Raw genomic sequence first — 22855 nt, 5'->3', positions numbered from 1 at the left:
TGTCAGGCAATGTCTGTGTAAGGGGTGAGGCCCGGTCTGTCGTGGCAGGCCGGGCTGTTGGTTCAGGTGTCCAGGGACGCGTTGGCCAGTTTGGCGTAGCGTTGCGGACGGTAGCGGCGCAGCCAGAGTGCAACCAGGATGCCGTAGGCGGCTACCAGAACCAGGCCGATCGGGATGGCGGTATTGAGAAACTCAATGCCGCCGGTCAGCAGTTCCATGTGTGTGGCGATCAGGAATACGCCGGTGCTCATGGCGCTCAGGCTCAGCAACGGCGCGACCAGGCGCTGCCAGATGTTGGTATGGCGTTTGTCGTGCTGGAAGAAGCAGATCACGGCCAACGAGGTCAGCACCTGCACGCTCAGGATACCCAGCGCGGCCGGTGCGCTACCCAGCGGCAGGACGCCTGTCATCGGGTCGATGCTGGCCAGGCCGAAGGCGGCCAGCAGGATGATGTTGACGATGGCCAGGACGAAGCTGGCGACATGCGGCGTCTTGTGGCGCGGGTGCAGGCGGGCGAAGAATGGCAGGAAGACCTGCTCGCGGCCCAGTGCATACAGGTAGCGCGACAGCGTATTCTGCAGGCTGAGGACAATGGAAAACAGGCTGGTGATCAGCAGGGCATTCATCAGCAGCGACAGCCAGTGGCCGGCCACGCGGGCGGCGGTATCGAACCACATGGTGCCGGGGTTCTGCTCGGCGATGGCTATCGCCTGGCTGGGTCCGTAACTGACGATCAGCAGCCAGGACGACAGCACCAGCAGCGCGGTGATCAGGACCACGGAAATATAGGTGGCGCGCGGAATGGTGCGGGTCGGGTCGCGTGCTTCCTCGGCATAGATGGCCGTGGTTTCGATGCCGATGAAAGAACTGGCCACGAAGGCGAACACCGCGCCTACGCCCGGCGACAGGAAGGCATCTACGGTGAAGGATGCCGTGCTGAAGGATTCCGGTCCGCCACCGTCGCCGATGACGGCCAGGTCGAAGACAATCAGGGTGATGACTTCTATGCTCATCAGGATGCCCAGTGTCTTGCCGTTGAGCGCGACATTGCGCGAGCTGAGCGGCTGGACGATGCAGGCAATGACGATGCTGGCGACCCACCAGGCCACATTGATGCCGACTTCGCCGAGTGCCAGTGACAGGAAAAAGCCGATCATGCCGTAGCAGGACATCTGCAGGCCGCCATAGGCGACGATGGCGAGGAACGCGGCGGCTGTGCCCATGGGGCGCCCCAGGCCGGTGGAGATATAGGCGTAGAACGCGCCAGTGTTGTGGATATAGCGGCTCATCGCTACGAAGCCCACGCAGAACAGCAGGTAAACGATGCCGGCGACCAGGTACGAGCTGGGCAGGCCGATGCCATTGCCCAGCAGGATGGCGGTGGGGGCTACGCCTACCAGCCCGGTCAGCGGGCCGTTGGTGGCCAGGACGAAGAACACCAGGCTCCACAGGCCGATGGCGTTGCGGTTCAGGCCTGTGGCCTGTCCGGTTTCATTGTTTTGCATAGTGTTGTCTCCTGACCCTGGTGCGAGGCCGGGTCCGTCCGACGGTTTGCGGTAGGCCAGCCTGCCGGCGGACGGGGCTGTTTTTCTTATCGGGAGCCTCGGGCTCCTGTGACGCGAGGCCCGGAAGCGGCGCGCTTGCGGGCGCGCTGCTCCTGAGCGGCTTAGTTGAACGACAGGTAGTGCTTGGTGTAGCCGTCGCTCAGCACTTCCCAGACGGTGGAGGTGCCCTTGGTCACGAACCAGCTGTCGCCGGTGCGGTACAGCTTGCTTTCGCCGGTGGATTCGTCGGTGATACGGACTTCGCCTTGCAGGATGGTGGCCTGTTCGTTGAAGGGGTAGACCAGGCGGTACTTGCCCTTGCCGGTGCCGAAGTAGCCGGCGCTGATCGCGTCGGTCGGTGCGCCGTGGGTCATTTTGCCGTAGGCCTGGATGTCGCCGCCTTCGAGGATTTCGCCGCCGATGCCGGTCAGGCTGCCCCAGGAGTCCAGTTCCTTGATGGTGGTGCCTTGTTGGAGGGGGGTCAGTGCCATGGTGGTGTTTCCTTGTGGGTTGAATGGGTGAAAAGAGTGGGCGTGGGGATCAGCGGCGACCTTGCCAGAAGCCGGCGGTCTGGTGCGCGATCTTGCCCAGGGTGCACAGCAGGGCGCGGGAGCGGTCCTTGCCATGGATGGAGGGGCGGCTGATGGCGCTGACGAGCTTGTAGCGCTCGGAGCCGCCAAGAATGCCTTCGGCCAGGATCTTGCAGATGATCTGGCTGGGCGTGACGCCAAAGCCCGAGTAACCCTGCACGAAAAAGACGTTGTCGTGACCGGGCAGGTTGCCGATCTGCGGGAACAGATTGCGCGAGGTGGCCATGGGGCCGCCCCATGCCAGGTCGATGCGCACGTCCTTCAGGTAGGGGAAGACTTCCAGCATCAGCTGTCGGTTCCAGGCCTTCAGGTCATTCGGGATGTAGTCGAAGTAGGAGGTCGCCGCGCCGAACAGCACGCGGTTTTCGGCAGTAACGCGGTAGTAGTTGATGATCGGACGGATGTCGCTGTAGGCGCCCCGGATCGGGCTGATGCGCTCGATCAGCGCATCGGACAGCGGCTCTGTCATCAGCTGGAATGCATAGGTATTGATGGTGCTGCGGTGCAGTTCCGGCTCCAGGCGGTTGATGAAGCCGTCGCAGGCCCAGACCAGGCGCTTGGCGCGCACGCGGCCCTTGGCGGTACGCAGTTCGACGTAGTCGCCATAGGTGACTTCCACCACGGGGCTGTGTTCGAAAATGCGCACGCCGTAGATTTCGGTCACGGCCTTGGCTTCGCCCAGCAGCAGGTTGAGCGAGTGCACGTGGCCGCCACCACGGTGCAGCAGGCCGGCCTGGTAGACATCCGTGCCGATGAGCTGCTGCACGTCCTTGCCTTCGACGTAGCGGATTTCGTAGGGCGAACCCAGCGACTTGAATTCCTTTTCCCAGGCGCGCAGCGTCTTGGCCTGGCGGCCGTTGTAGGCCATGTAGCCGTAGCCGCTGTGGAAGTCGGCGTCGATGTTGTACTTGGCGATGCGGTCGCGCATGATCTGCGGGCCGATGTCGCTCAGCGCGAAAATGGCCTGTACGCCTTCGTCGCCGACATCCTTGCGCAGCTTGCCGAGGTCATGGCCGATGCCGGCCATGACCTGGCCGCCATTGCGGCCGGAGCCACCGAAGCCGAGGTAGCGGGCTTCCAGGACCACAATGTTCTCGACACCGTTTTCGGACAGTTCCAGCGCGGTATGGATGCCGGAGAAGCCGCCGCCGATGATGGCGACATCCGCCTCGATGACCTCTTCCAGGGAGGGAAAGCTCAGCTCGTACTTTTTGGTGGCGGTATAGTAGGTTGCGGTTTCGTCGATATGCATGGCCTGTCCTTGTGCTCTCTTTCTTGTCGGAAACCGGCACGGCGTGGCGTAAATGACACAAGGTGCCCGGTTTGGGGCCGGAGGCGTGCCGTCGTGGAGCGAAACAGGCAGACCTGCGGCAGGATTCCGGAAAATTCGTTAACTTGTTTATTAACTCGCAAATCGACCCGGTTGATCTGGTACGTGCTTGCCAAATTTTGCCTGTAAGCGCCGCAGCATACTCAGGTAAACCCTAATCGTTGCTTTCGGGGCTTTGGCACAGAATTTGCTGATCTCGTGGTTGAGAGTCGTTGTGTCACAAGCCGTATTGGCTGGTTTCGTGCATGAATGCAAAGGTGCCGTGCTATGGAAATGCTTCCCGTTGCCCATGATCTGAAGTGCTGGAACGAGTTGTTGCGGCAGGCCTGCGGCCAGTTCGAAGCCAGTTTGTCGGAAGACCAGGGCATCTTCATAGGCAGCATCCAGCAGCAGGATATCGACGGGCTGGGGCTGACACGGATACGCACCAATGCGGGGCGCATCGTGTGCCGCCAGATGGCAGCGGCGCAGGATTCTGCCGACGACAGCCATTGCTTCCTGGTGGTGCAGCGCCAGGGCAGTTCCCTGTTGCGCCAGAAAGGCCTGACGATGGAGCTGCTGCCGGGCGACATGGTGCTGATGGATGCGGTGCAGGGTTGCGAAATCGTGCCCAAGGGACTGATGGAGCACGCGTCGGTACATCTGGACCGCGGCAAGGTGGCACGCCTGCTGCCGGAAAAGCTCAACCAGCTGTGCCGTATCGGCCGCTTCAGTTCCAGCAGCCGGCTGGCACGCATCCTGGTGGAGCAGATCTGCGCGGGCGATATCGGTGAATGCGCAGTGGCGGGCGATGGCGCTGCCATGCAGGAAGCCTTGCTGTCGCTGCTGGCGCAGTCGCTGCGGCAAGGAGAAGGGCGGGCCGCCAGCATTTGGCCGGAAGCTGCACAGGCCGAGGACGCCCTGTTGCCAGTTGCCGCGCGCGGTCGCAACGGCGGCGGGCTGCTGGCAGTGGCGCGCGGCCTGATAGAGCAATCCCTGGCAGACCCCTTGCTGTCGCCGGTGCGTATTGCCGACCGCATGGGGGTATCGGTGCGCCAGCTGTACCGCCTGTTCGAGGAAACCGGTGACAGCGTATGCCGCTATATCCAGCGGGCGCGTCTGCAACAGGCGGCCGTGGCGCTGCGCAGCGTGCTGACCGAAACCCGTTCCATCACGGACATCGCCTTTGCCTGCGGCTTCAATGACGCGGCGCATTTCAGCCGCGCGTTCCGCAAGCAGTTCGGCATGTCGCCACGCGAATATCGCCTGGGAGCGCAGTAGGGTCGGGCAGCGTCAGCCGTCGCGGCGCCGGGCCCGAGGGTGGGCCTGGTCATAGACCTTGGCCAGATGCTGGAAATCCAGGCGGGTGTAGATTTGCGTGGTGGAAATATTCGCGTGCCCCAGCATTTCCTGGACAGCACGCAGGTCCTGCGCGGATTGCAGTACGTGGCTGGCGAAACTGTGGCGCAGCATGTGCGGGTGCAGATGCGTGGGCAGGCCTGCGGCGATGGCCAGTTGGGCCAGTTGCTTTTGCACCATGCGTGGTGAAATGCGGCGGCCGCGCGCACCCAGGAACAGCGCGTGGCGGTCTTGGGGCAGGGCCTGCGCCGGGGCCAGCGCGGGCCGTGCCGCCAGCCAGGATTGCAGCGCCTGGCGGGCATGCGAACCGACAGGCACGATACGCCGTTTGCCACCCTTGCCCAGCAGATGGGCTTCATTTTCATCCAGGTCTATCCAGGCCTGTGAGCGGTAGCCATCATCATCGGCATAGCGGATGTCGAGCGCCACCAGCTCGGACAGGCGCAGTCCACTGGAGTAGAACAGTTCCGCCATGGCGTGGTCGCGGGTGGCGGCGCTGTCGTGGCCGGCGCGTGCCGCTGCGTGATTCATCAGCCCCTGGGCCTGCTCCACGGACAAGGCCTTGGGCAGGCCGCGCGCAGCCTTGGGCGGGCGCAGGTCGGTGGTGGGGTTGCCGGGCATGCCGGATTGCGGTGCCCACCAGCGGTAGAAACCGCGCCATGCCGCCAGCATGCGCGCCAGCGCGCGCGGTTGCATGCCTTGGCCGTGCATGCGTGCCAGGTACTGGCGCAGGTGGCCGTTGGCGGCCTGTTCCGGCGCCATGCCGTCCAGGCATGCAGCCAGGCGCGTCAGGTCGGTGCGATAGGCAGCCAGGGTCGGCGGCGCATAGCGGCGCTGGTGCGCCAGGTAATCCAGCCATTGCAGCATGGAGGTCGGCAAGGGCCGGGCCTGGCTGGAGGAGGAAGTCATGGTTCTGGGCGCTGTCAGGCGTTTTGTTCGGGGGGGCAGGTGTCGGCTGTCTCGGCCGGGGCGGGGGCCTGTGCCGGGGCTGAGGCTTCCAGGCGAGTCAGCATGGCGCCCGCCAGTTGCGCGATGCGTTCCAGGAACAGTGTTTCCATGTTCGGCACATAACGTTCCCGGCTGCTGTCGGCGAGGATCAGCAGGCCGGTGGTCAGCGCGCCTTCTTCGGTACTGCCGTCGTCGTGCTGCTGCAGCGCATGCAGCGGCACGATGGCCAGCGAACCTGCCGGCGGCGCGGCATCGCCGGGCATGGCCGCCAGCAGCGGAGCCAGCGCCTGGTTGGCGGTGCTGCTGGCGCAGCAGGCTGGGCGAGACTGTGCCGTGGCGTACTGGCGCAGGGCCTGCACAGCGGCTTCATCCAGAGCATGCGCGGGAGCTGGCATCACGCCATCCGGGCCTGCCTGCACGTGGAGCTCGGGCTGCCAGGCCAGCAGCGTGACGCTTTGCAGGTCGAATTCGCGTGCCAACCCCAGTACGAAGCGCGGGCCCAGCTGGCTGGCGTCTGCTTCGGCCAGCAGGCCGGCCAGCCAGGCGTGCAGCTGCGCGCTGATGCGTTCGTTGCGCGCCGCCTGCTGGCGCAGTTCGGCCAGGGCCAGTTCCAGCGTACGCACCCGGTCGCGCAGCAGCAGATTCTGGCGTTCTCCTAGCGGAATGACATGTGGCAGGCGCGGGTGCGGCACGGAAACGGCGCTGAAAATCTCTGCATGTTCCGTCAGGAAACCGGGGTTGTGTTCAAGAAAACGGGCAACCTCGGCGGCGTGTAGCGAGTCGTTGGGCATGGCGTCTGGCATTCCTGGAAATGGGCCTGGGTCAGCAACCGGCAGGCAGTTGCTGGGCGACCAGTCGGTCGATGTCGATTTCCCCATGATAGACCGTGACGGCTGGGCCGGTCATGCGCAGTTGTTGGCCGTCCCAGGCGATGGTGAGTACGCCGCCGCGAGTCTGCACGCGCACGGGGGAGATCAGGTCGCCCTGGCGGATGCCGGTCACCACGGCGGCGCAGGCGCCGGAACCGCAGGCCAGGGTTTCCCCGGCGCCGCGTTCGTACACGCGCAGCCGGGCCTCATGCGGGCCGGTCACCTGGAGAAAGCCGACGTTGACGCGGCGGGCGAAGCGCGGATGGCTTTCCAGCACCGGCCCGAGCTGTTCGACGGGCGCGGTCTCTACATCTTCCACGCGTAGCACGGTATGGGGGTTGGACACGCTGACTACCGATAGCCAGGGCTGCTGCCAACCTTGGGGCAGGCCGGGGGCGGAAAGCGGCAATTGCCATTGCGTATCCTCGCCTGACTGGCGTGTTGCCAGGCCGCTGGCATCGAAGGGCAGGCTGCCAGGCAGGAAGGACGTACTGCCCATGTTGACGGTGACTTCCCCATCGGGGCCCTCTTCCAGCAGAATGACGCCGGTACAGATTTCCGCGCGCAGCGGATTGCGCGCCGACAGCCCATGCTCATGGACATAGCGCACGAAGCAACGCGCGCCATTGCCGCAGTGCTCCACTTCACTGCCGTCGGCATTGAAAATGCGGTAGCGGAAATCGGCGTCGGCCCGACTGGCAGGCTCTACCACCAGCACTTGGTCGGCGCCCACGCCCCGATGGCGATCGGCCAGGGCGCGAATGCGCTCCGGCGTGATGTCCAAGGTGGCGCGCACGCCGTCGAGCACGACAAAATCGTTGCCGGCGCCATGCATCTTGCTGAATTTCCAGAGCTTGCTCATGACTTCATTTTCCATCCGGAGGGTGTCGGGGCAGGCTGGGCTGCCCCCGGGATTTCATCCCCATTGTGGCATTTTCGCGCCAGCGGGCGGCGCGTGGGGCAGCCGCCCGTTCAATAGCGGCCAGTCATGCCGGGCGGCGTGGTTTTGAAGCGACGATGCACCCAGTAATACTGGCTCGGGCATTCGCGTACCCAGCCTTCGATGAGCTGGTTGAGACGTACCGTTGCGGCTTCGGGGCCGTTATCGCCCGGGAAGTCCTCCAGCGGAGGCAGGACACGGATCGTGTAGGTGCCGTCCTCGGGATGCCAGACGGACAGGATGGGCAGCACGGGCAGCGCCCATTTGCCGGCAATCTGTGCCGTCGAGGTCAGCGTTGCGGCGGGGTTGCCGAAGAAGGGGGCGAAGATGGAACCCCGGCTGCCGAAATCCATGTCCGGCAGATAATAGATCGGCCGGCCGTCCCGAACATGCTTGAGCAGGGTACGGATACCGTCGCGGCGGCTGACCAGTTGCACATCGTTGAAGCGTGTACGGCCTTCGCGGATCAGCGCGTCGATTTCCGCATCGCTCTGGGTCGAGTACATGGTGGCGGAACTGGGCACGTCCATGGTCAGGCGGGATGCCGCGGCATCCAGGCCGATGAAGTGGGGCGCCAGCAGCAGCGAGGGCTGCTTGTCGTCCAGGCAGCGTTGCAGGTGTTCGAAGCCTTCCACGCGCACCATGGCGCGCACGGCATCGGGCGTGCCGAACCAAAGCACGCCGCGGTCGAGTACCGATTGTGCCAGCGCATGGAAATGCTGGCGCAGCAGGTGTTCACGTTCGTCGCCGGTGAGCGCCGGAAAGCAGAGTTCAAGGTTGCGTCGGGCCACGCGCACACGCGGCTTGACGAGCTTGTACGACAGCCATCCCAGTGTCTTGCCCAGGCGCAGGCGCGTGCTTGGGCGCATGCGGCCGAACCAGGCAAACAGCCGGCGCAGGAGGCGGATTTTCAACGAAGGACGGTCCATGGTGTGACAGGGCTAAGGCAGCACCTGCCGGGGGGCAGGCAGGTGCGGGGTGAGGATGAGCTGCCGTGGCAATAACAGGGGCAGTGGTAGTGGCGATCCTGGGGGGCGGGACGCCTGAGGGGGCCCGCAATGGCGGCCCGGCGGTTTCCCGCCAGCATGGCGGTTACTCGCCGGCATCCGGGGCCGTGGCGCCGGGCGGCGGCGCGCCACGCGGAACCTTGTAGCGGTTATAGCCCCACAGGTACTGTTCCGGGAAACGCCGTATCAGTTTTTCCATTTCGACATTGATCAGGGCGGCCTGCTCTTCCGCAGATTCCGGCAGGGGCTCGGGGACGCGGGCGTGGTGGATGCGCCAGCCCTTGCCGCCGGGCAGGCGCTCGGCGGCGGTCAGTATCACGATGGCATTGCTGTTGCGCGCCAGTTTGCCGGGCAGGGTAACGGTATAAGCCAGGCGGCCGAAAAATGGTGCCCAGACGCCTTCACCCTGGCTCGGCGCCTGGTCGGGCAACATGCCCACGGTTTCCTTGTCGCGCAGGATGCGCACGAAAGCCCGCACGCCCTGGCTGGTGGCGGGCACCGTGGAGACCCCGGACGTATTGCGCGCAGCTTCCATGGCCGGGGCCAGCCAGGGCTTGCGCGGCGGCCGGAACATCACGGTGACGGGGCGCTTGCGTGCGAAATAGCGCGCCGTGATCTCGAATGACCCCAGGTGCGGTGTCAGCATCAGCAACGCACGCCCTTCCTGGCGGGCGTCATCGACGATGTACTCATCGTCGCAGACGACCTGTGCCAGACTGGCATCGTTGCGAAACCAGATGCGCGGGGATTCGAGGATCATCGCGCCGGTTTCGGCGGCCGCGCGGCGGGCAAAGGCAGGATCGTCGTAGCCGGCCTGGATGGTATTGGCACGCAGGCGCTCACGATACTTGCCGGGCAGGGCGTAGATCAGGCGGCCGGCGCCACGCCCCAGCATATGCAGGACAGGCAGGGGCAGGCGGGCTAGCAATCGGAGCAGGAACAGCAGCATGGTCGGGGTATGGACAGGGCGAAAGTTCGCGTCGGCAACAGGGTCTATTTGAGATTATCGTTGCATTTTCGCTTAGAATGGCAATCGCTACCGTGTTAACCGACAACTTGCGGGGTGGCGCCGGAATTATCCGGCTGTGGTATTACCGCTAAAGCGTCGCGCCCGATTCCGTCCTGTCACGCCGGCTCCTGGGGGTGCAACGCCTCGTTTCATCTGAGAGCCGGCCCATGCCGGTCTATAAAGGACATAATCGTGGTGCAGAACTCTTTCCTTTTCACCTCCGAGTCCGTATCCGAAGGGCATCCTGACAAGGTTGCCGACCAGATCTCCGATGCGGTGCTGGATGCCATTTTCGAGCAGGACCCCAACGCTCGGGTGGCGGCCGAAACACTGTGCAACACCGGTCTGGTGTTGCTGGCGGGCGAAATTTCCACCACGGCCAATGTCGACTATATCCAGGTAGCGCGGGATACCATCCGCCGCATCGGCTACGACAACACCGATTACGGGATCGACTACAAGGGTTGCGCCGTTCTGGTTGCCTACGACAAGCAGTCTCCCGATATCGCCCAGGGCGTGGATCGCTCCAGCGAGGATTACCTGAACCAGGGCGCGGGCGACCAGGGCCTGATGTTCGGTTATGCCTGCGATGAAACCCCGGACCTCATGCCTGCGCCGATCTGGTATGCGCACCGCCTGGTGCAGCGCCAGAGCGAACTGCGCAAGGACGGCCGCCTGCCGTGGCTGCGTCCGGACGCGAAATCCCAGGTTACCTTCCGCTATGTGGATGGCAAGCCGGCGGAAGTCGATACCGTGGTGCTGTCCACCCAGCATGCGCCCGAAATTTCGCAGGAGACGATCAGGGAAGCAGTGATCGAGGAAATCATTCGTCCTTGCTTTGCCGATGGCCTGCTGACCCCCAAGACGCGCTTCCTGGTGAATCCGACCGGCCGTTTCGTCATCGGCGGCCCGCAAGGCGATTGCGGCCTGACCGGGCGCAAGATCATCGTCGATACCTATGGCGGCGCATGCCCGCACGGTGGTGGCGCTTTCTCCGGCAAGGACCCTTCCAAGGTCGACCGCTCGGCCGCCTATGCGGCGCGCTACGTTGCCAAGAACGTCGTGGCTTCCGGCTTGGCGCGCCAGTGCCAGGTGCAGCTGAGCTATGCCATCGGCGTGGCCGAACCCATCAACATCACGATCTACACAGAAGGCACCGGCATCATTCCGGATGACGAAATCGCCAAGCTGGTGCGTGAGCATTTCGACCTGCGTCCGCGCGGCATCGTCAACATGCTCGACCTGCTGCGCCCGATCTATTCCAAGACGGCGGCCTATGGCCACTTCGGCCGTCCCGAGCCGGAGTTCAGCTGGGAAGCTACAGACCGCGCGGCATTGTTGCGCAAGGGCTGAGGGGTTCAACTCGGCAGCTGGCGGCCCAGGCCGCCGGGAATAACGGGGAGCTGCCCATGGCAGGCTCCCCGTTGGTCATTCTGTCCGGGCGCAAACGGCAGGGTGGCGGGCATGGGCGTTTGCATGGGCAGCCTCCGGGCAGGTGTATTGTTGCTGTCATGCACGTCTGGCCCAATGGCGCTATGTTCCACTGCTCCGTGCCGACATGAAAATTCTGCTCGTGACCGATGCCTGGCATCCCCAGGTCAATGGCGTTGTACGGACCTGGACCGTCATGTGCGCATTGCTGACAGCCTGGGGACATGAGGTCCGGGTGATTGAGCCTGGCGGCGCACGCACGATAGGCGCTCCGTCCGAGCCCACCCTGAGGTTGTGCATTAACCCCGGACGCCACTTCCGGCGCCAGCTGGGCGCGTTCCAGCCTGATGCCGTGCACATTGCCACGGAAGGGCCGTTGGGGCTCGCGGCGCGGCGTCATGCGCTCCGGCATGGCTGGCGCTTCACGACGTCGTTCCACACCATGTTTCCCGATTACCTGAAAGTACGCATGGGTGTGCCCGCCCGCTGGTCGTGGGCGTTCATGCGCTGGTTCCACAAACCGTCCCAGCGCGTGCTGGTGCCGACGCGCAATATTGCGGATGTGCTGAGTGCGCGTGGCTTGAAGAACCTGCAGGTATGGGCGCGCGGCGTCGATCTGGCGGCGTTCGCGCCGGATCTGCCGGCACCGCCGGAACTGGCCCATCTGCCGCGTCCGGTCTGGCTGAATGTGGGGCGGGTGGCACGAGAGAAAAACCTGGATGCCTTTCTGGCCCTGAAATTGCCGGGCACCAAGGTGGTGGTCGGCAGCGGCCCGGAAGACAGGCGCCTGCGCGAGCAGTATCCGGATGTCCTGTTCGTGGGGCCGCGCCGGCATGCGGAACTGCCACCGTACTACGCGGCCGCGGATGCGTTTGTCTTTCCGAGCCAGACCGACACGTTCGGCCTGGTCATGCTGGAGGCCATGGCCTGCGGTACGCCGGTTGCGGCATTGCCGGCGGATGCGCCTCGCGAGGTTGTGCGGGAAGGGGTGACCGGTTGCCTGGACGCGGATCTGGCGGCCGCCTGCCTGCGCGCGGCGCAATTGCCGCGTGGCAGCGTGCGCGAAGGGGTGCAGGCCTTCACCTGGGACGCCATTGCGCAGCAATTGCTGGATGCACTGTGCGGGGTCAGTACGGTACAATTCCGCGCATCCTGAGGAGCGCTGCGACGCACCAGCCGGTTTCGGTGTGCCAGGCTCAGGATAGTTTCGTCACCCACATGGCCGGCAGGGTCATCTTGCCGTGCGTGGGGCAGCCCGGGCGTTTGCCCAGGCCGCATTGCCTGCGCCTGGGCGCGGGACGAACGGCGCTCGCCAATTCCCTTTCGCACGGGGATGGCGGCGCGTGCTTGCGCAGTCGGCTCCGTGCATGGATACCGGATATCTGGAGCTAGACTGACATGACGACTGTGAATTCTTCCGTTGATTACAAGGTGGCCGACCTGGGCCTGGCAGGCTGGGGCCGCCGTGAAATCGCCATTGCCGAAACTGAAATGCCCGGCCTGATGGCGACCCGGGAAGAATATGCTGCCAGCCAGCCGCTCAAGGGCGCGCGCATCGCCGGCAGCCTGCACATGACGATCCAGACTGCCGTGCTGATCGAAACCCTGAAGGCGCTGGGTGCGGAAGTGCGCTGGGCCTCGTGCAACATCTATTCCACACAGGATCATGCTGCGGCGGCGATTGCTGCCGGCGGCACGCCGGTGTATGCCGTCAAGGGCGAATCGCTGGAAGAATACTGGGAGTACACGCACCAGATCTTCTCGTGGCCCAATGGCCAGCATGCCAACATGATCCTGGACGACGGTGGCGATGCTACCCTGCTGCTGCATCTGGGCACACGTGCCGAGTCCGATCTGTCGGTGCTCGACAACCCCTCCAGCGAAGAAGAGCGCGTGCTGTTCGCCGCCATCCGCAAGCAACTGGCGATTGACCCCAAGTGGTACTCGGTACGCCTGGCGCAGATCAAGGGCGTCACGGAAGAAACCACGACGGGCGTGCACCGCCTGTACCAGATGTCGCAGAAGGGCGAACTGGCCTTTGCCGCCATCAACGTCAATGATTCGGTGACCAAGTCCAAGTTCGACAACCTGTATGGCTGCCGCGAATCGCTGGTGGACGGCATCAAGCGCGCGACCGACGTGATGGTGGCCGGCAAGACCGCCGTGGTGATCGGCTACGGTGACGTGGGCAAGGGTTGCGCCCAGGCGCTGGCTGCGCTGCGTGCCCAGGTCTGGGTGGTGGAAATCGACCCGATCTGCGCCCTGCAGGCCGCCATGGAAGGCTACAAGGTAGTGAGCATGGACGAGGTGGCCGACAAGGCCGACATCTTCGTCACGGCGACGGGCAACTACCACGTCATCACGCGCGAGCACCTGTACCGCATGAAGGACCAGGCCATCGTCTGCAACATCGGCCACTTCGACAACGAAATCGACGTCGCCAGCCTGGAAGAGCTGGAGTGGGAAGAAATCAAGCCGCAGGTCGATCACGTCATTTTCCCTGACGGCCGCCGCATCATCCTGCTGGCCAAGGGGCGCCTGGTGAACCTGGGTTGCGCGACCGGCCATCCGTCCTTCGTGATGTCGTCTTCGTTCACCAACCAGACCATTGCGCAGATCGAGCTGTTCACGCGCAACGAAGCCTATACCAAGGGCAAGGTCTACGTGCTGCCCAAGCACCTGGATGAAAAAGTGGCGCGTCTGCACTTGAAGAAGCTGGGCGTGAACCTGAGCGTGTTGCGCCCGGATCAGGCGGCTTATATCGGCGTGCCGGTTGACGGCCCGTTCAAGCCTGATCATTATCGCTATTGAGGCAGGCTGACGCGCCAGGCCCCGCGTCTACAGGACAGGGGTAGCTGGCGCGCCTTCGCCACAGGAACGGCGGGGGCACGGGTTGCAGACTGCTTCGCGCAGGATTTCCATTACTGTCTGTCATAGGAGCTGTGCCATGTTTCTACTGATCTGGATCCTTAATGCTGTTGCGCTGCTGATCGTCGCCTCGATCCTGCCTGGTATTGCCATCTCCAGTTTCTGGTCTGCCCTGGCGGCTGCCGTCGTGCTCGGCCTGCTCAATGCCGTGGTCAAACCTATCCTGGTGTTCCTGACCTTTCCCATCACCATCGTCACGTTGGGACTGTTCCTGTTCGTGATCAACGCACTGGTGTTCTGGCTGGCAGGTTCCCTGTTCCGTGGCTTCACGGTCAACGGCTTCTGGTGGGCCTTGGCGGGCGCCTTGCTGTACAGCCTGATTTCCAGCGCCTTGTCTTCCCTTCTGGTGAAATGACTTCCCTTTCATCCCAATACGCCATCAGCCTGGAATTCTTTCCGCCCAGGGATCTTGCTGCGCAGGAACGCCTGGTCCGGACGGCCAAGCAATTGATGGCATTGAACCCTGGCTACGTCAGCGTCACTTTTGGCGCTGGCGGCGCGACTCGCGATGGTACGGCCGACACGGTGCGCACGTTTGCGAACCTGGGCTGCGAGGTGGCGCCGCACCTGGCTTGCATAGGCACCAGCCGCGCCGACCTGTCAGCCATTCTGGGGGCTTATCGCGAGCAGGGTGTCAGGCGGGTGGTGGCCCTGCGGGGCGATCTGCCGTCGGGCATGGGCAGCCTCTACGGTGAGTTCCGCTATGCCAGCGAACTGGTGGCCTTCATTCGAGAAACCACGGGTGACTGGTTCCACATCGAGGTGGCGGCCTATCCGGAAATGCATCCCCAGGCCGAAAGCCTGGCGCGTGACATGGACCACTTCGTGGAAAAAGTGCAGGCGGGCGCTGACAGCGCCATCACCCAATACTTTTTCAATCCCGATGCCTACTCGGATTTTGTCGAACGCGCACAGGCGCGCGGCGTCGCGATTCCCATCATTCCGGGCATCATGCCCATCGTCAACAATACCCAGCTGACGCGTTTCTCGCAGATGTGCGGGGCGGAAATCCCGCGCTGGTTGCGCTTGCGGCTCAATGATTACGCAGACGATCGCGAGTCGCTGCGCGCCTTTGGCGCGGATGTCGTGGCGCAGTTGTGCCAGACCTTGCTGGAACGCGGCGCACCGGGCCTGCACTTCTATACCCTGAACGGCAGCGAGGCGGTACGCAATATCTGGCGTCGTCTCAGCCCTGGGGAACTGTAGCAGGCCGTGCCAGCTTGCCGGTGGCGGTAGAACATGGCTGCCAGCTTGCAAGGGGGATGGCTTGCCTCAGACTATGAACGCCTAGGGTCAATGAGTCGTGGCCGTGGCGCTGGCGTATACATGGCTGCGCCTACCGTCCAGCGCATGGGCGGGTTCGCCTGCCACAGTGACACGTCGGACGACGCGCGGCTGAGTGCCGTAGTCGTTGATCGCATAGTGTTGTGTTGCACGATTGTCCCAGATGGCGACGTCGCCTGGCTGCCAGGACCAGCGTACAGTGTTTTCCAGACGGTTGGTACGGTTCTGGAGTATGTCGAACAGGACTCTGGATTCAGTGGAGCGCAAGCCGATGATGCGCTTAAGGAAGTGGCCCAGCAGCAGATTGCGCTCGCCGGTTTCGGGATGCACGTGCACCAGAGGGTGTGCCGTCTCGAAGCGTTTGGAGAGAAACACTTCGGTGTAATGGCGCAGCTGTTCGCTGGAGACTTCCTGCCGGTTGGCCGCGTAGTCGTATTCATTGCTGTGTATGGCCCAGGCCTGGTCTACAAATGCCTTGAGCGTGTCTGGCAAGTCTTGATAGGCCGTGGCGGTGTTGGCCCACACGGTATCGCCACCATATTCTGGAATGACGACGCCACGCAGGACCGCAATTTTCGGGTAATCAGGTACGAAGGTGACGTCGGTGTGCCAGGAATCGGCACGACCGCCGCCTTTGGATGCATCCAGTTCCAGGATACTTTCACTTTGTTGGAGCGCGGGCTGAGTGGGGTGTGGAACCAGCGTGCCGAACAATCGTGCAAAGGCTTCGTGACTGGTATCGTCGAGGTGATGCTGGCCCCGGAAGAACAGTACTTTGTGCGTCAATAAGTCGCGATACAGGCGTTGAAACAGCTCGGGCGCGAGCGTGTCGTGCAAGGTGACACCATGGATCTGCGCGCCGATATGGCCGCTCAGTTTTTGCAGGGAGTATTCACTGTGGACTTCGGGCGAGGCAATTTCGGTGACAAAGCTCATGACGGTTCCAGTTGGCGAAAGTGTCGAAGGGCCTGCGCATCGGCGACGGTTTGCCGCTGAGGCGATCTCTTGTTGCGTCCCGATTTTCTCGGGCGGGGCTGCCTTGCTATTTCAATGTCGGGCTGGACTTTCGCCAACGATATTTTGCTGCTTTGCTTATCGGCATTATCAAATGCAGATTATTGAAATTCCTTTTGTTTATTAATGGCTTATTTTCTTCGTTGAGACGATTTCCTACCTGGATGCAAAGGCAGGAACCCGCCGGGGGCGGGTTCCTGGTCGTACATCTTTACTGGCGTAGCGCTGGGGTGCTTGCCCTGCTTGCGTGTCAGGCCGGCATGCGCGGATACCAGCCGCCAGGCGTCAGCACGGCGTCCAGCTTCGCATCGTGGCCGGCGGGCTGGTAGTCCACCGGCAGGCGTCCTTCTTCCCACGAAATGCCCAGCGCAATCAGTGCGGGATTGGCTTGGCGCAGTTGTGCCAGCGTGCGGTCGTAATAGCCGCCGCCGTAGCCCAGGCGGTCGCCTTTGGCGGTCCAGCCCAGGGTAGGGACCAGCACGACATCCAGGCACGCATCGGCAGCTGCCAGGTCCGGGCCATCGACTTCCTGCACGCCATAAGCGCCGGTTTTCATCGGACTATCGGGATGCCATGCGCGGAACACCAGTGGCTGATCCGCGCTGATGACGGCAGGCAGCAGGACTTCCAGTCCGTCTTCCTCTACCCATTTCGCCAGCAGCGGCAGCAGGTCGGGCTCGCCATCCAGGGCATGGAAAGCGGCAATGCGAGCGGGCGACGCGTGGCCAGCCTTTTCGGCAGCTTCGCGCCGCAGCGCCAGCCAGGTAAAAAGCCGGCCGCGCAACAGCAGCCCGCCGCGGCTGCGGTTGGCGTGATCCATGTTGTTTCGCCGCTCACGCAGCGTAGTCCGCAGCGTGGCTGCGGTATCCTGTATGGTATTAGCGGTTTTCATGCGGAATGCCAGTCATGAGTCATAGTCAAGTATCAGCACGGTATCAGAAATCGGCTGGGAGCGTCCGTCCTGCCTGGCGCGCCTGGTTGGGGGCTTTGTTGTTGGCCGGCACGGCGCCGGTGCTGGCGCAGCAGGGCAGCTTGCGCCTGGCTTCGCTGTCGCCGCAGATGCAGCCGGCGCAGCGCAATGCCGACAGCGCCTTGAGCGCGGCACGGGAAGCGTTCCAGAAAAAGGATTGGAAGGCGCTGCCTGGACTGGTGGAAAGCGCGCGCGACGCGGAACTCGGCATGTATGCCGAATACTGGATGTTGCGCTACCTGTTGACCGAGCAACGCACCATAGACCCGACCTTGCTGCAGGCGTTTGTCGACCGTTATCCCGGCACTTACCTGGCGGACAAGCTCAAGGGCGACTGGGTTCTGGCGGCGGCGCGCGCCGGTGACTTTGCGCAGGTGCGCCGTGTCGGTGACGTACAGGTAGGCAGCCCGCAAGTGAGCTGCGCGCAACTCGATGCGCGCTATCGTGGCGGCGAGTCGGTGCGTGATCTCGATGCCGTTGCCGTGTTTGCGCCGGGCAATGCCTGTTGGGCGCTATTCGACAAACTGTCCGCTGACAAGGTATTGGATCGCAGCACGCTGGTGCTGATGTGGCGCGACCTGCTCGATGAAAACAAGCTGGCTCACGCGCGCCGCATGGCTTCCTATGTGCTGAATCCGGCCGAACTCAAGGAGTACGACGCGGCGCTGAAGAATCCCATGCAGTGGCTGTCGCGCCAGGAACAACGGCTGCGTACGCCGGCGCAGCGCGATATTGCCACGGTGGCGTTGTCGCGCCTGGCGCGCAAGAACATGGAGGATGGCGACGCCTATCTGCGCCGTGCCTGGAACGGCCGCCTGCCGGAAGAAGACCTGAAATGGGTGCGCAGCCAGTTCGCGCTGGTTGCCGCGCTGAACCTGAACCCGGTTGCCCACCGTTGGTACCAGGAGGCCGATGGCGTGCGTCTGACCGAGTACAACGCCGCCTGGCGGGTCCGGGCCGCGTTGCGCCAACCCGAAATCGACTGGGGCTGGGTGTCGCGTTCCATTGCGCAGATGACGCCGTCGCAGCGTAACGAATCCGTCTGGGTGTACTGGAATGCGCGCAGTCTGAAGGCGCGCGGCCAGGAAACGGCTGCCAATGATGCATTTGCGTCAATTGCCGGAGAATACGGCTTCTATGGCCAGCTGGCTGCCGAGGAACTGGGATTTGCCATTGCACCGCCACCGGCTCCTGCGCGAGTCACGGCGGCTGAACTGGCGGACGTCGCGGCCAACCCTGGCCTGCGCCGTTCCATCGCGCTGTTCCGTGAAGGCTGGCGGGCCGAAGCCGTACCGGAATGGAATTTCGCGTTGCGCGGCATGAACGACCGGCAGTTGCTGGCGGCGGCTGAATTGGCGCGCCAGGAACATATTTACGACCGCGTGGTGAATACATCCGAACGCACGCGCGACCAGATTGATTTCTCGCAGCGCTATATCGCTCCCTTCGAGGGGCGGGTGAGCGCCCAGGCGCGCTCTATCGACCTGGACCCGGCATGGGTCTATGGCCTGATCCGCCAGGAATCACGTTTCATCACCGATGCACGTTCGACGGTAGGCGCGTCGGGGCTGATGCAGCTCATGCCGGGCACGGCCAAATGGGTGGCTAAAAAAATCGGCATGACGGATTTCCATCCGTCCAGGGTCAACGAGTTCGAGGTCAATACGGTGCTGGGCACCAATTACCTGAACATGGTCCTGCAAGACTTGGATGGTTCACAGGTGCTGGCCAGCGCGGGTTACAACGCCGGGCCCAAGCGGCCGGTGCTGTGGCGTTCGCGCCTGACACACCCGGTTGAAGGCGCAATTTTCGCCGAGACCATCCCCTTTACGGAGACCCGTATCTACGTGAAGAACGTCTTGTCCAACGCGACCTACTATGCCGCCATGTTTACGGGCGAGCCGCAGTCGCTCAAGGCCAGGCTGGGCAATATCGAGCCCAAGGCCAATGCCGCAGTGGACTTGCCGTGAGCCAGGATACCGTTGCCACGCCAGGCAAGCGGGCAGACGACAGCCTGGCTGGCCTGGATGTCTATGAAGTCGGCGGCGCCGTCCGCGACGAACTGCTGGGCCTGCCCGCCGGCGACCATGACTGGGTCGTCGTCGGCGCCAGGCCGGAAGACCTCGCGGCACGCGGCTTTCTTCCGGTGGGCGGCGACTTTCCGGTATTCCTGCATCCCAGGACCAAGGAAGAATATGCCCTGGCGCGCACGGAGCGGAAGTCCGGGCGGGGCTACAAGGGCTTTACGTTCCATACCGGGCCGGAAGTCACGCTGGAAGAAGACCTGGCCCGCCGCGATCTGACCGTCAATGCCATCGCCCGCCGCCCGGATGGTGTGCTGGTGGACCCATATGGCGGCGTGGCCGATGTGCGAGCCCGACTGTTCCGGCACGTGGGGCCTGCATTTGTCGAAGACCCCGTACGGATACTCAGGCTGGCGCGGTTCAGCGCCCGCTTCACGGATTTCCGCGTGGCCGACGAAACGCTGGCCCTGGCGCGGGAAATGGTGCGAGCGGGCGAGGTAGACGCGCTGGTGCCAGAGCGGGTCTGGAAAGAGTTGTCGCGTGGGCTGATGTCCGTGCGGCCTTCCCGTATGTTGCAGGTCTTGCTGGACACCCATGCCCTGGCGCGGATTGCGCCCATGCTGGCGCTTGATGGTGCGCCCGAGAGTTGGGCAGTGCTGGATCGGGCTGCACAGGCTGGTTTGCCGCTGGCCGGACGCTACGCCTTGTTGGGCCGCGCCGCCAGTGATGTGGCAGCCTTGTCCAGGTTGTGGAAAGTTCCGGCTGAATGCGCAGATCAGGCACGCCTGTTGCCTGTTGTATTGGCCGCGGCAGCAGAAACCGGCGCCGGCCGCCTGGATGCGTTGGAAACCTGCGACGCCTTGCGCAAGCCCGAACGCTTTCTGGCCTTGCTGGATGCCGCCAGTTTGCTGGTGCCGGTGGATATTCGTGCCTGGCACCAGGCGTTGGATGCCGTGCGTGGGGTGGATGCGGGCGCAATTGCGGCTGCGCTGCGCGAGCAGCCCCAGGCCATCAGGGCCGCAGTGCGGCAGGCCCGCGCAATGGCGTTGCAGGCCTTGCCGGAATAGAGCAATAGCGGGGGCCCTTCGGGGCAGACCCATGTCGTGTCGTTGGATGGACTGCACGCCATGCGGCAGGCCGGCGAGCCGTTGGTGCAACCCATGTGGCTAGTGAAACACGGCCTCCAGCGTGGGGGCCTGCAGCAGGCGCTGCGCCCATAGTGACAGGCTGGTGCCGTCCGCGTGCTGCAGTTTGTCGCGAGTGGCGGGAGATAACTCACCGAAACGCAGGCTCAGCAACTGCGCGAGCAAGGCTGCCTGACCTGCAGCCAGCCCTTCTTCGTGCCCTTTCTGTTTGGCATAATCCAGCGCCAGCTGTTCGTCTGCGATTGCCATTTCACGGCGCAGGGCGAGTAGCCGAAAGTCTCTGTCGGCATACATATCTTCCAGATGTTGCAAGGCTTCCCGCACAGGGGCGTGTTCGATCCGGTTCATAGGATTCTCTTCCAGGTTGTGATGCAGGCAGGTCACCCAGTCAGTGAGCGCCGGCGGAAATGCATGCAGGGTTTCCGCCTTGGTGAGTTCGATTATATGGACCTGCATGGCCTGGCCCAATTGCACCGCGGGGAGCCGCGAGTCGCGCAAGGTAAAGTGCCAATCTGCCTGGCCGGGAACGTCCGGGTACAGGTCGTGCTCCAGCAGGCCGATACTGATGGCAGGTTTAAGTGATTGATATTGCTGGCCTGCAGTCAACTGATCCGACAGCATGCGGGCCAGATAGAACATATTGCGCAAGGGCCATTGCGGGTAATGGCGCAGCTGCATTTCGACATTGAACAGGCTGCCGTGCGTAGCCTGCGCCAGGATATCCAGAATAATCTGTTTGCTGGAAACGTCAGCCGGCAGAATATTCGGGTTGAGTATCTGTATGACTTCTATGGGTGTATCACGGTAACGCACCGCATTGATCAGGTCGGTGAGCAGGTGCCGCTGCTGTGAAAACAGGGTCTTGAAGACCAGATCGTTACTGAGCGCCAAGGTCCGGCGCCTGAAGGGCGGCGGGATGGCATGCGTGCCGGTATCCGAGCGGGGAGTCGTCATGATGGTGCTGTGCCTGTATGCGAAAACGGGACAGGAACAGTCTGACGGAGCGGCGGCAAGCTCGCGGGATGAAACGATCCCGTTCTGGATGGGGAGTTATACCCGCATCCTCAGGCAGCCAGCGGCTCGTGTGTGGGCGGGATGGCCAGCGAGGCACTTTCAGAGCATGTCGCGGCGGTCGCCTCGCAGGAAACCCAGCAGGGGGGCTTCGATGTCGCGCCCGATGACCAGGACTTTGAAGAGCTCGCCCATTTCCGCCTCTGACAGCAGCTTTTGTATCGGGGCCACCTGGCGCGCGTAGGCGAGGCTGTCGCTGCTGTCCAGGGTGGATAGCCATTCCAGCAGGCCGGCATTGGCCAGGAAACGTGCCTGGGAGGTATAGCCCAGAACCTCCAGGCCGCCTGCCAGCGCAGCATCCGCCATGGCGGTGAAGTCGACGTGCGCCGTGATATCCTGGGCGCCGGGCACGACCAGGGGATCGCCGTGCGCATGGTGGCGTAGATGGCACATCAGCGTGCCTTCGGCACGCTGCGGATGGTAGTACTCGTGGCGTGGAAAGCCATAGTCGATCAGCAGCGCGGCACCGCGCAGCAGCCATCGGCCCATATCGCGTATCCAGGCCTCGGCGCGCAGATTGACTTCCGACACATAGCCGGGCAGGGGTGGCATGCGGCTGGCGACGGTGTCGGACAGATCGGCGGAAGCTGGCTGGTCCAGCCAGACAAACTCGCCCTGGTCACCCAGGCCGACATGTCGTTCAAGCAATTGGCCGCTGTCATCCCAGCGGAACAGCTTCACGGGCATGGCATCGAGCACCTCATTGGCAACGACGCAGCCTTGCCAGCCTGCCGGCAGGGTGTCGCGCCATTGCACGCGGTCGCCAAAACGCGCCAGGCGTTGTTGTTGACGCGCTCTCAGGTCGGCAGACAGCTCCAGGATTTCATAGCGTACCGGCAGCCCCAGCGCATCCAGGCTGTCCAGCAGGCCTTCGGCCAGCGCGCCGCTGCCAGCACCGAATTCCAGCACGTTCAAACTGTCGATCTGTACCAGGACTTCTGCCATCTGGCGCGCCAGGGTCGCGGCAAAGGCTGGCGTGAGTTCGGGCGCGGTAATAAAGTCGCTGCCCGGTTGGGGGGCCGCACTGGCATCAGGATCGGCGGCAAGTTTGACCTGTGCGCCGCTGTAATAGCCCAGGCCCGGTTCATACAACGCCGTTTCCATCCAGGCGTCGAAGGGCAGGGCACCACCAGCCTGTCCAATGGCCGCTGCCAGGCGTTCGCGCAGCTGCTGGCTGACGGCCAGGGTGACGGGGTCCAGGCGTTGAATCAGGGTGTCCAGGGAAGGATGCATGGCAGAGTGGCAAAAAGGCAGCGAGGGAAACGGGGTATTGTCCCATGCCGGGCGGCCGGGTGTGCAGGCTGTGCTGCACGCTAGAAGGGAGGATGGGGCAGATAGAAAAAGCGGGAAGCGGCCCGGAGGGGCGGCTTCCCGCTTTTTTGCGGTACAGGCACCAGGTGGCGACGCGTCAGG

The 22855-nt window shown here is 63.6% G+C and carries 20 protein-coding genes and 1 riboswitch; of the genes, 8 read left to right on the top strand and 12 right to left on the bottom strand.

The window, feature by feature from the left end; genetic code table 11:
• Nucleotides 1-62: 62 nt before the first annotated feature.
• The 3 genes from ACEW7X_RS15385 to ACEW7X_RS15375 form a co-directional block, all read right to left on the bottom strand.
• The gene (locus tag ACEW7X_RS15385; protein WP_420177398.1) at nucleotides 63-1505 is read right to left on the bottom strand and encodes an APC family permease; all 1443 of its coding nucleotides are present in this window, start codon (nucleotides 1503-1505) and stop codon (nucleotides 63-65) included.
• A gap of 161 nt (nucleotides 1506-1666) precedes the next feature.
• A complete protein-coding gene (locus ACEW7X_RS15380) occupies nucleotides 1667-2035 on the bottom strand; it encodes a cupin domain-containing protein (RefSeq protein ID WP_068367479.1) in 369 nt (122 codons plus the stop codon).
• Between the two features lie 49 nt (nucleotides 2036-2084).
• Nucleotides 2085-3386 carry an NAD(P)/FAD-dependent oxidoreductase gene (locus ACEW7X_RS15375; protein WP_068367477.1) on the bottom strand — a complete coding sequence of 434 codons (1302 nt, stop codon included), beginning with the start codon at nucleotides 3384-3386 and terminating at the stop codon, nucleotides 2085-2087.
• A 345-nt stretch (nucleotides 3387-3731) separates the two neighbouring features.
• Here ACEW7X_RS15375 and feaR point away from each other — a divergent pair, with 345 nt between their 5' ends.
• Nucleotides 3732-4724, top strand: coding sequence for a transcriptional regulator FeaR (gene feaR, locus ACEW7X_RS15370; RefSeq protein WP_068367475.1), 993 nt, complete (start codon nucleotides 3732-3734; stop codon nucleotides 4722-4724).
• Between the two features lie 12 nt (nucleotides 4725-4736).
• Here the strand turns inward: feaR and xerC are convergent, their stop codons facing one another.
• From xerC to ACEW7X_RS15345, 5 genes are all read right to left on the bottom strand, one after another.
• Entirely contained in the window at nucleotides 4737-5711 is a 975-nt protein-coding gene (gene xerC / locus ACEW7X_RS15365) for a tyrosine recombinase XerC (protein WP_068367473.1), read from the bottom strand.
• A 14-nt stretch (nucleotides 5712-5725) separates the two neighbouring features.
• Complete coding sequence (locus ACEW7X_RS15360) at nucleotides 5726-6541, bottom strand: DUF484 family protein (protein ID WP_068367470.1); 816 nt, start codon at nucleotides 6539-6541, stop codon at nucleotides 5726-5728.
• 31 nt (nucleotides 6542-6572) lie between these two features.
• Entirely contained in the window at nucleotides 6573-7481 is a 909-nt protein-coding gene (gene dapF, locus ACEW7X_RS15355) for a diaminopimelate epimerase (RefSeq protein WP_127775286.1), read from the bottom strand.
• Between the two features lie 110 nt (nucleotides 7482-7591).
• Entirely contained in the window at nucleotides 7592-8488 is an 897-nt protein-coding gene (locus ACEW7X_RS15350) for a lysophospholipid acyltransferase family protein (protein WP_420177397.1), read from the bottom strand.
• 163 nt (nucleotides 8489-8651) lie between these two features.
• The gene (locus ACEW7X_RS15345; RefSeq protein ID WP_068367465.1) at nucleotides 8652-9515 is read right to left on the bottom strand and encodes a lysophospholipid acyltransferase family protein; all 864 of its coding nucleotides are present in this window, start codon (nucleotides 9513-9515) and stop codon (nucleotides 8652-8654) included.
• Nucleotides 9516-9767: 252 nt separating this feature from the next.
• Between ACEW7X_RS15345 and metK the strand changes: the two genes are divergently transcribed.
• The 5 genes from metK to metF all read left to right on the top strand — a co-directional run bounded on the left by metK (nucleotide 9768) and on the right by metF (nucleotide 15140).
• Nucleotides 9768-10928: a methionine adenosyltransferase gene (metK, locus tag ACEW7X_RS15340; protein WP_068367463.1), complete on the top strand. Its 1161-nt coding sequence runs from the start codon at nucleotides 9768-9770 to the stop codon at nucleotides 10926-10928.
• Nucleotides 10929-11133: 205 nt separating this feature from the next.
• Nucleotides 11134-12162 carry a glycosyltransferase family 4 protein gene (locus tag ACEW7X_RS15335; protein ID WP_068367461.1) on the top strand — a complete coding sequence of 343 codons (1029 nt, stop codon included), beginning with the start codon at nucleotides 11134-11136 and terminating at the stop codon, nucleotides 12160-12162.
• Nucleotides 12155-12324: riboswitch (S-adenosyl-L-homocysteine riboswitch) on the top strand. Its footprint overlaps the gene before it by 8 nt.
• 80 nt (nucleotides 12325-12404) lie before the next feature.
• Nucleotides 12405-13817, top strand: a complete 1413-nt coding sequence (gene ahcY, locus ACEW7X_RS15330; RefSeq protein ID WP_068367459.1) for an adenosylhomocysteinase — start codon at nucleotides 12405-12407, stop codon at nucleotides 13815-13817.
• A gap of 136 nt (nucleotides 13818-13953) precedes the next feature.
• Nucleotides 13954-14289 carry a phage holin family protein gene (locus ACEW7X_RS15325; protein WP_068367457.1) on the top strand — a complete coding sequence of 112 codons (336 nt, stop codon included), beginning with the start codon at nucleotides 13954-13956 and terminating at the stop codon, nucleotides 14287-14289.
• Nucleotides 14286-15140, top strand: a complete 855-nt coding sequence (gene metF / locus ACEW7X_RS15320) for a methylenetetrahydrofolate reductase [NAD(P)H] (RefSeq protein ID WP_068367455.1) — start codon at nucleotides 14286-14288, stop codon at nucleotides 15138-15140. The genes ACEW7X_RS15325 and metF overlap by 4 nt, the downstream gene beginning before the upstream one ends.
• 87 nt (nucleotides 15141-15227) lie before the next feature.
• Here metF and ACEW7X_RS15315 read toward each other — a convergent pair whose 3' ends face one another.
• Both ACEW7X_RS15315 and ACEW7X_RS15310 read right to left on the bottom strand, forming a co-directional pair.
• Nucleotides 15228-16154 (bottom strand): TauD/TfdA dioxygenase family protein, encoded by a 927-nt coding sequence (locus tag ACEW7X_RS15315; RefSeq protein WP_083969380.1) that lies wholly within the window; start codon nucleotides 16152-16154, stop codon nucleotides 15228-15230.
• Between the two features lie 328 nt (nucleotides 16155-16482).
• Nucleotides 16483-17124 (bottom strand): 5-formyltetrahydrofolate cyclo-ligase, encoded by a 642-nt coding sequence (locus ACEW7X_RS15310; protein WP_253099977.1) that lies wholly within the window; start codon nucleotides 17122-17124, stop codon nucleotides 16483-16485.
• A 14-nt stretch (nucleotides 17125-17138) separates the two neighbouring features.
• Here ACEW7X_RS15310 and ACEW7X_RS15305 point away from each other — a divergent pair, with 14 nt between their 5' ends.
• The gene (locus ACEW7X_RS15305; RefSeq protein WP_134838896.1) at nucleotides 17139-19172 is read left to right on the top strand and encodes a lytic transglycosylase domain-containing protein; all 2034 of its coding nucleotides are present in this window, start codon (nucleotides 17139-17141) and stop codon (nucleotides 19170-19172) included.
• Nucleotides 19169-20293, top strand: a complete 1125-nt coding sequence (locus ACEW7X_RS15300) for a CCA tRNA nucleotidyltransferase (RefSeq protein WP_420177396.1) — start codon at nucleotides 19169-19171, stop codon at nucleotides 20291-20293. The genes ACEW7X_RS15305 and ACEW7X_RS15300 overlap by 4 nt, the downstream gene beginning before the upstream one ends.
• 99 nt (nucleotides 20294-20392) lie before the next feature.
• On the opposite strand, the gene ACEW7X_RS15295 is transcribed toward ACEW7X_RS15300, so the two are convergent.
• Together ACEW7X_RS15295 and ACEW7X_RS15290 are read right to left on the bottom strand one after the other, a co-directional pair.
• Entirely contained in the window at nucleotides 20393-21325 is a 933-nt protein-coding gene (locus ACEW7X_RS15295) for an Rpn family recombination-promoting nuclease/putative transposase (RefSeq protein ID WP_420177395.1), read from the bottom strand.
• A 159-nt stretch (nucleotides 21326-21484) separates the two neighbouring features.
• Nucleotides 21485-22675 (bottom strand): class I SAM-dependent methyltransferase, encoded by a 1191-nt coding sequence (locus ACEW7X_RS15290; protein ID WP_420177394.1) that lies wholly within the window; start codon nucleotides 22673-22675, stop codon nucleotides 21485-21487.
• Nucleotides 22676-22855 lie beyond the last annotated feature (180 nt).

This window comes from Kerstersia gyiorum, assembly GCF_048595715.1.
GTDB classification, from domain to species: Bacteria; Pseudomonadota; Gammaproteobacteria; order Burkholderiales; family Burkholderiaceae_B; genus Kerstersia; species Kerstersia gyiorum.
This window is presented reverse-complemented; position numbering and strand designations above follow the sequence as displayed.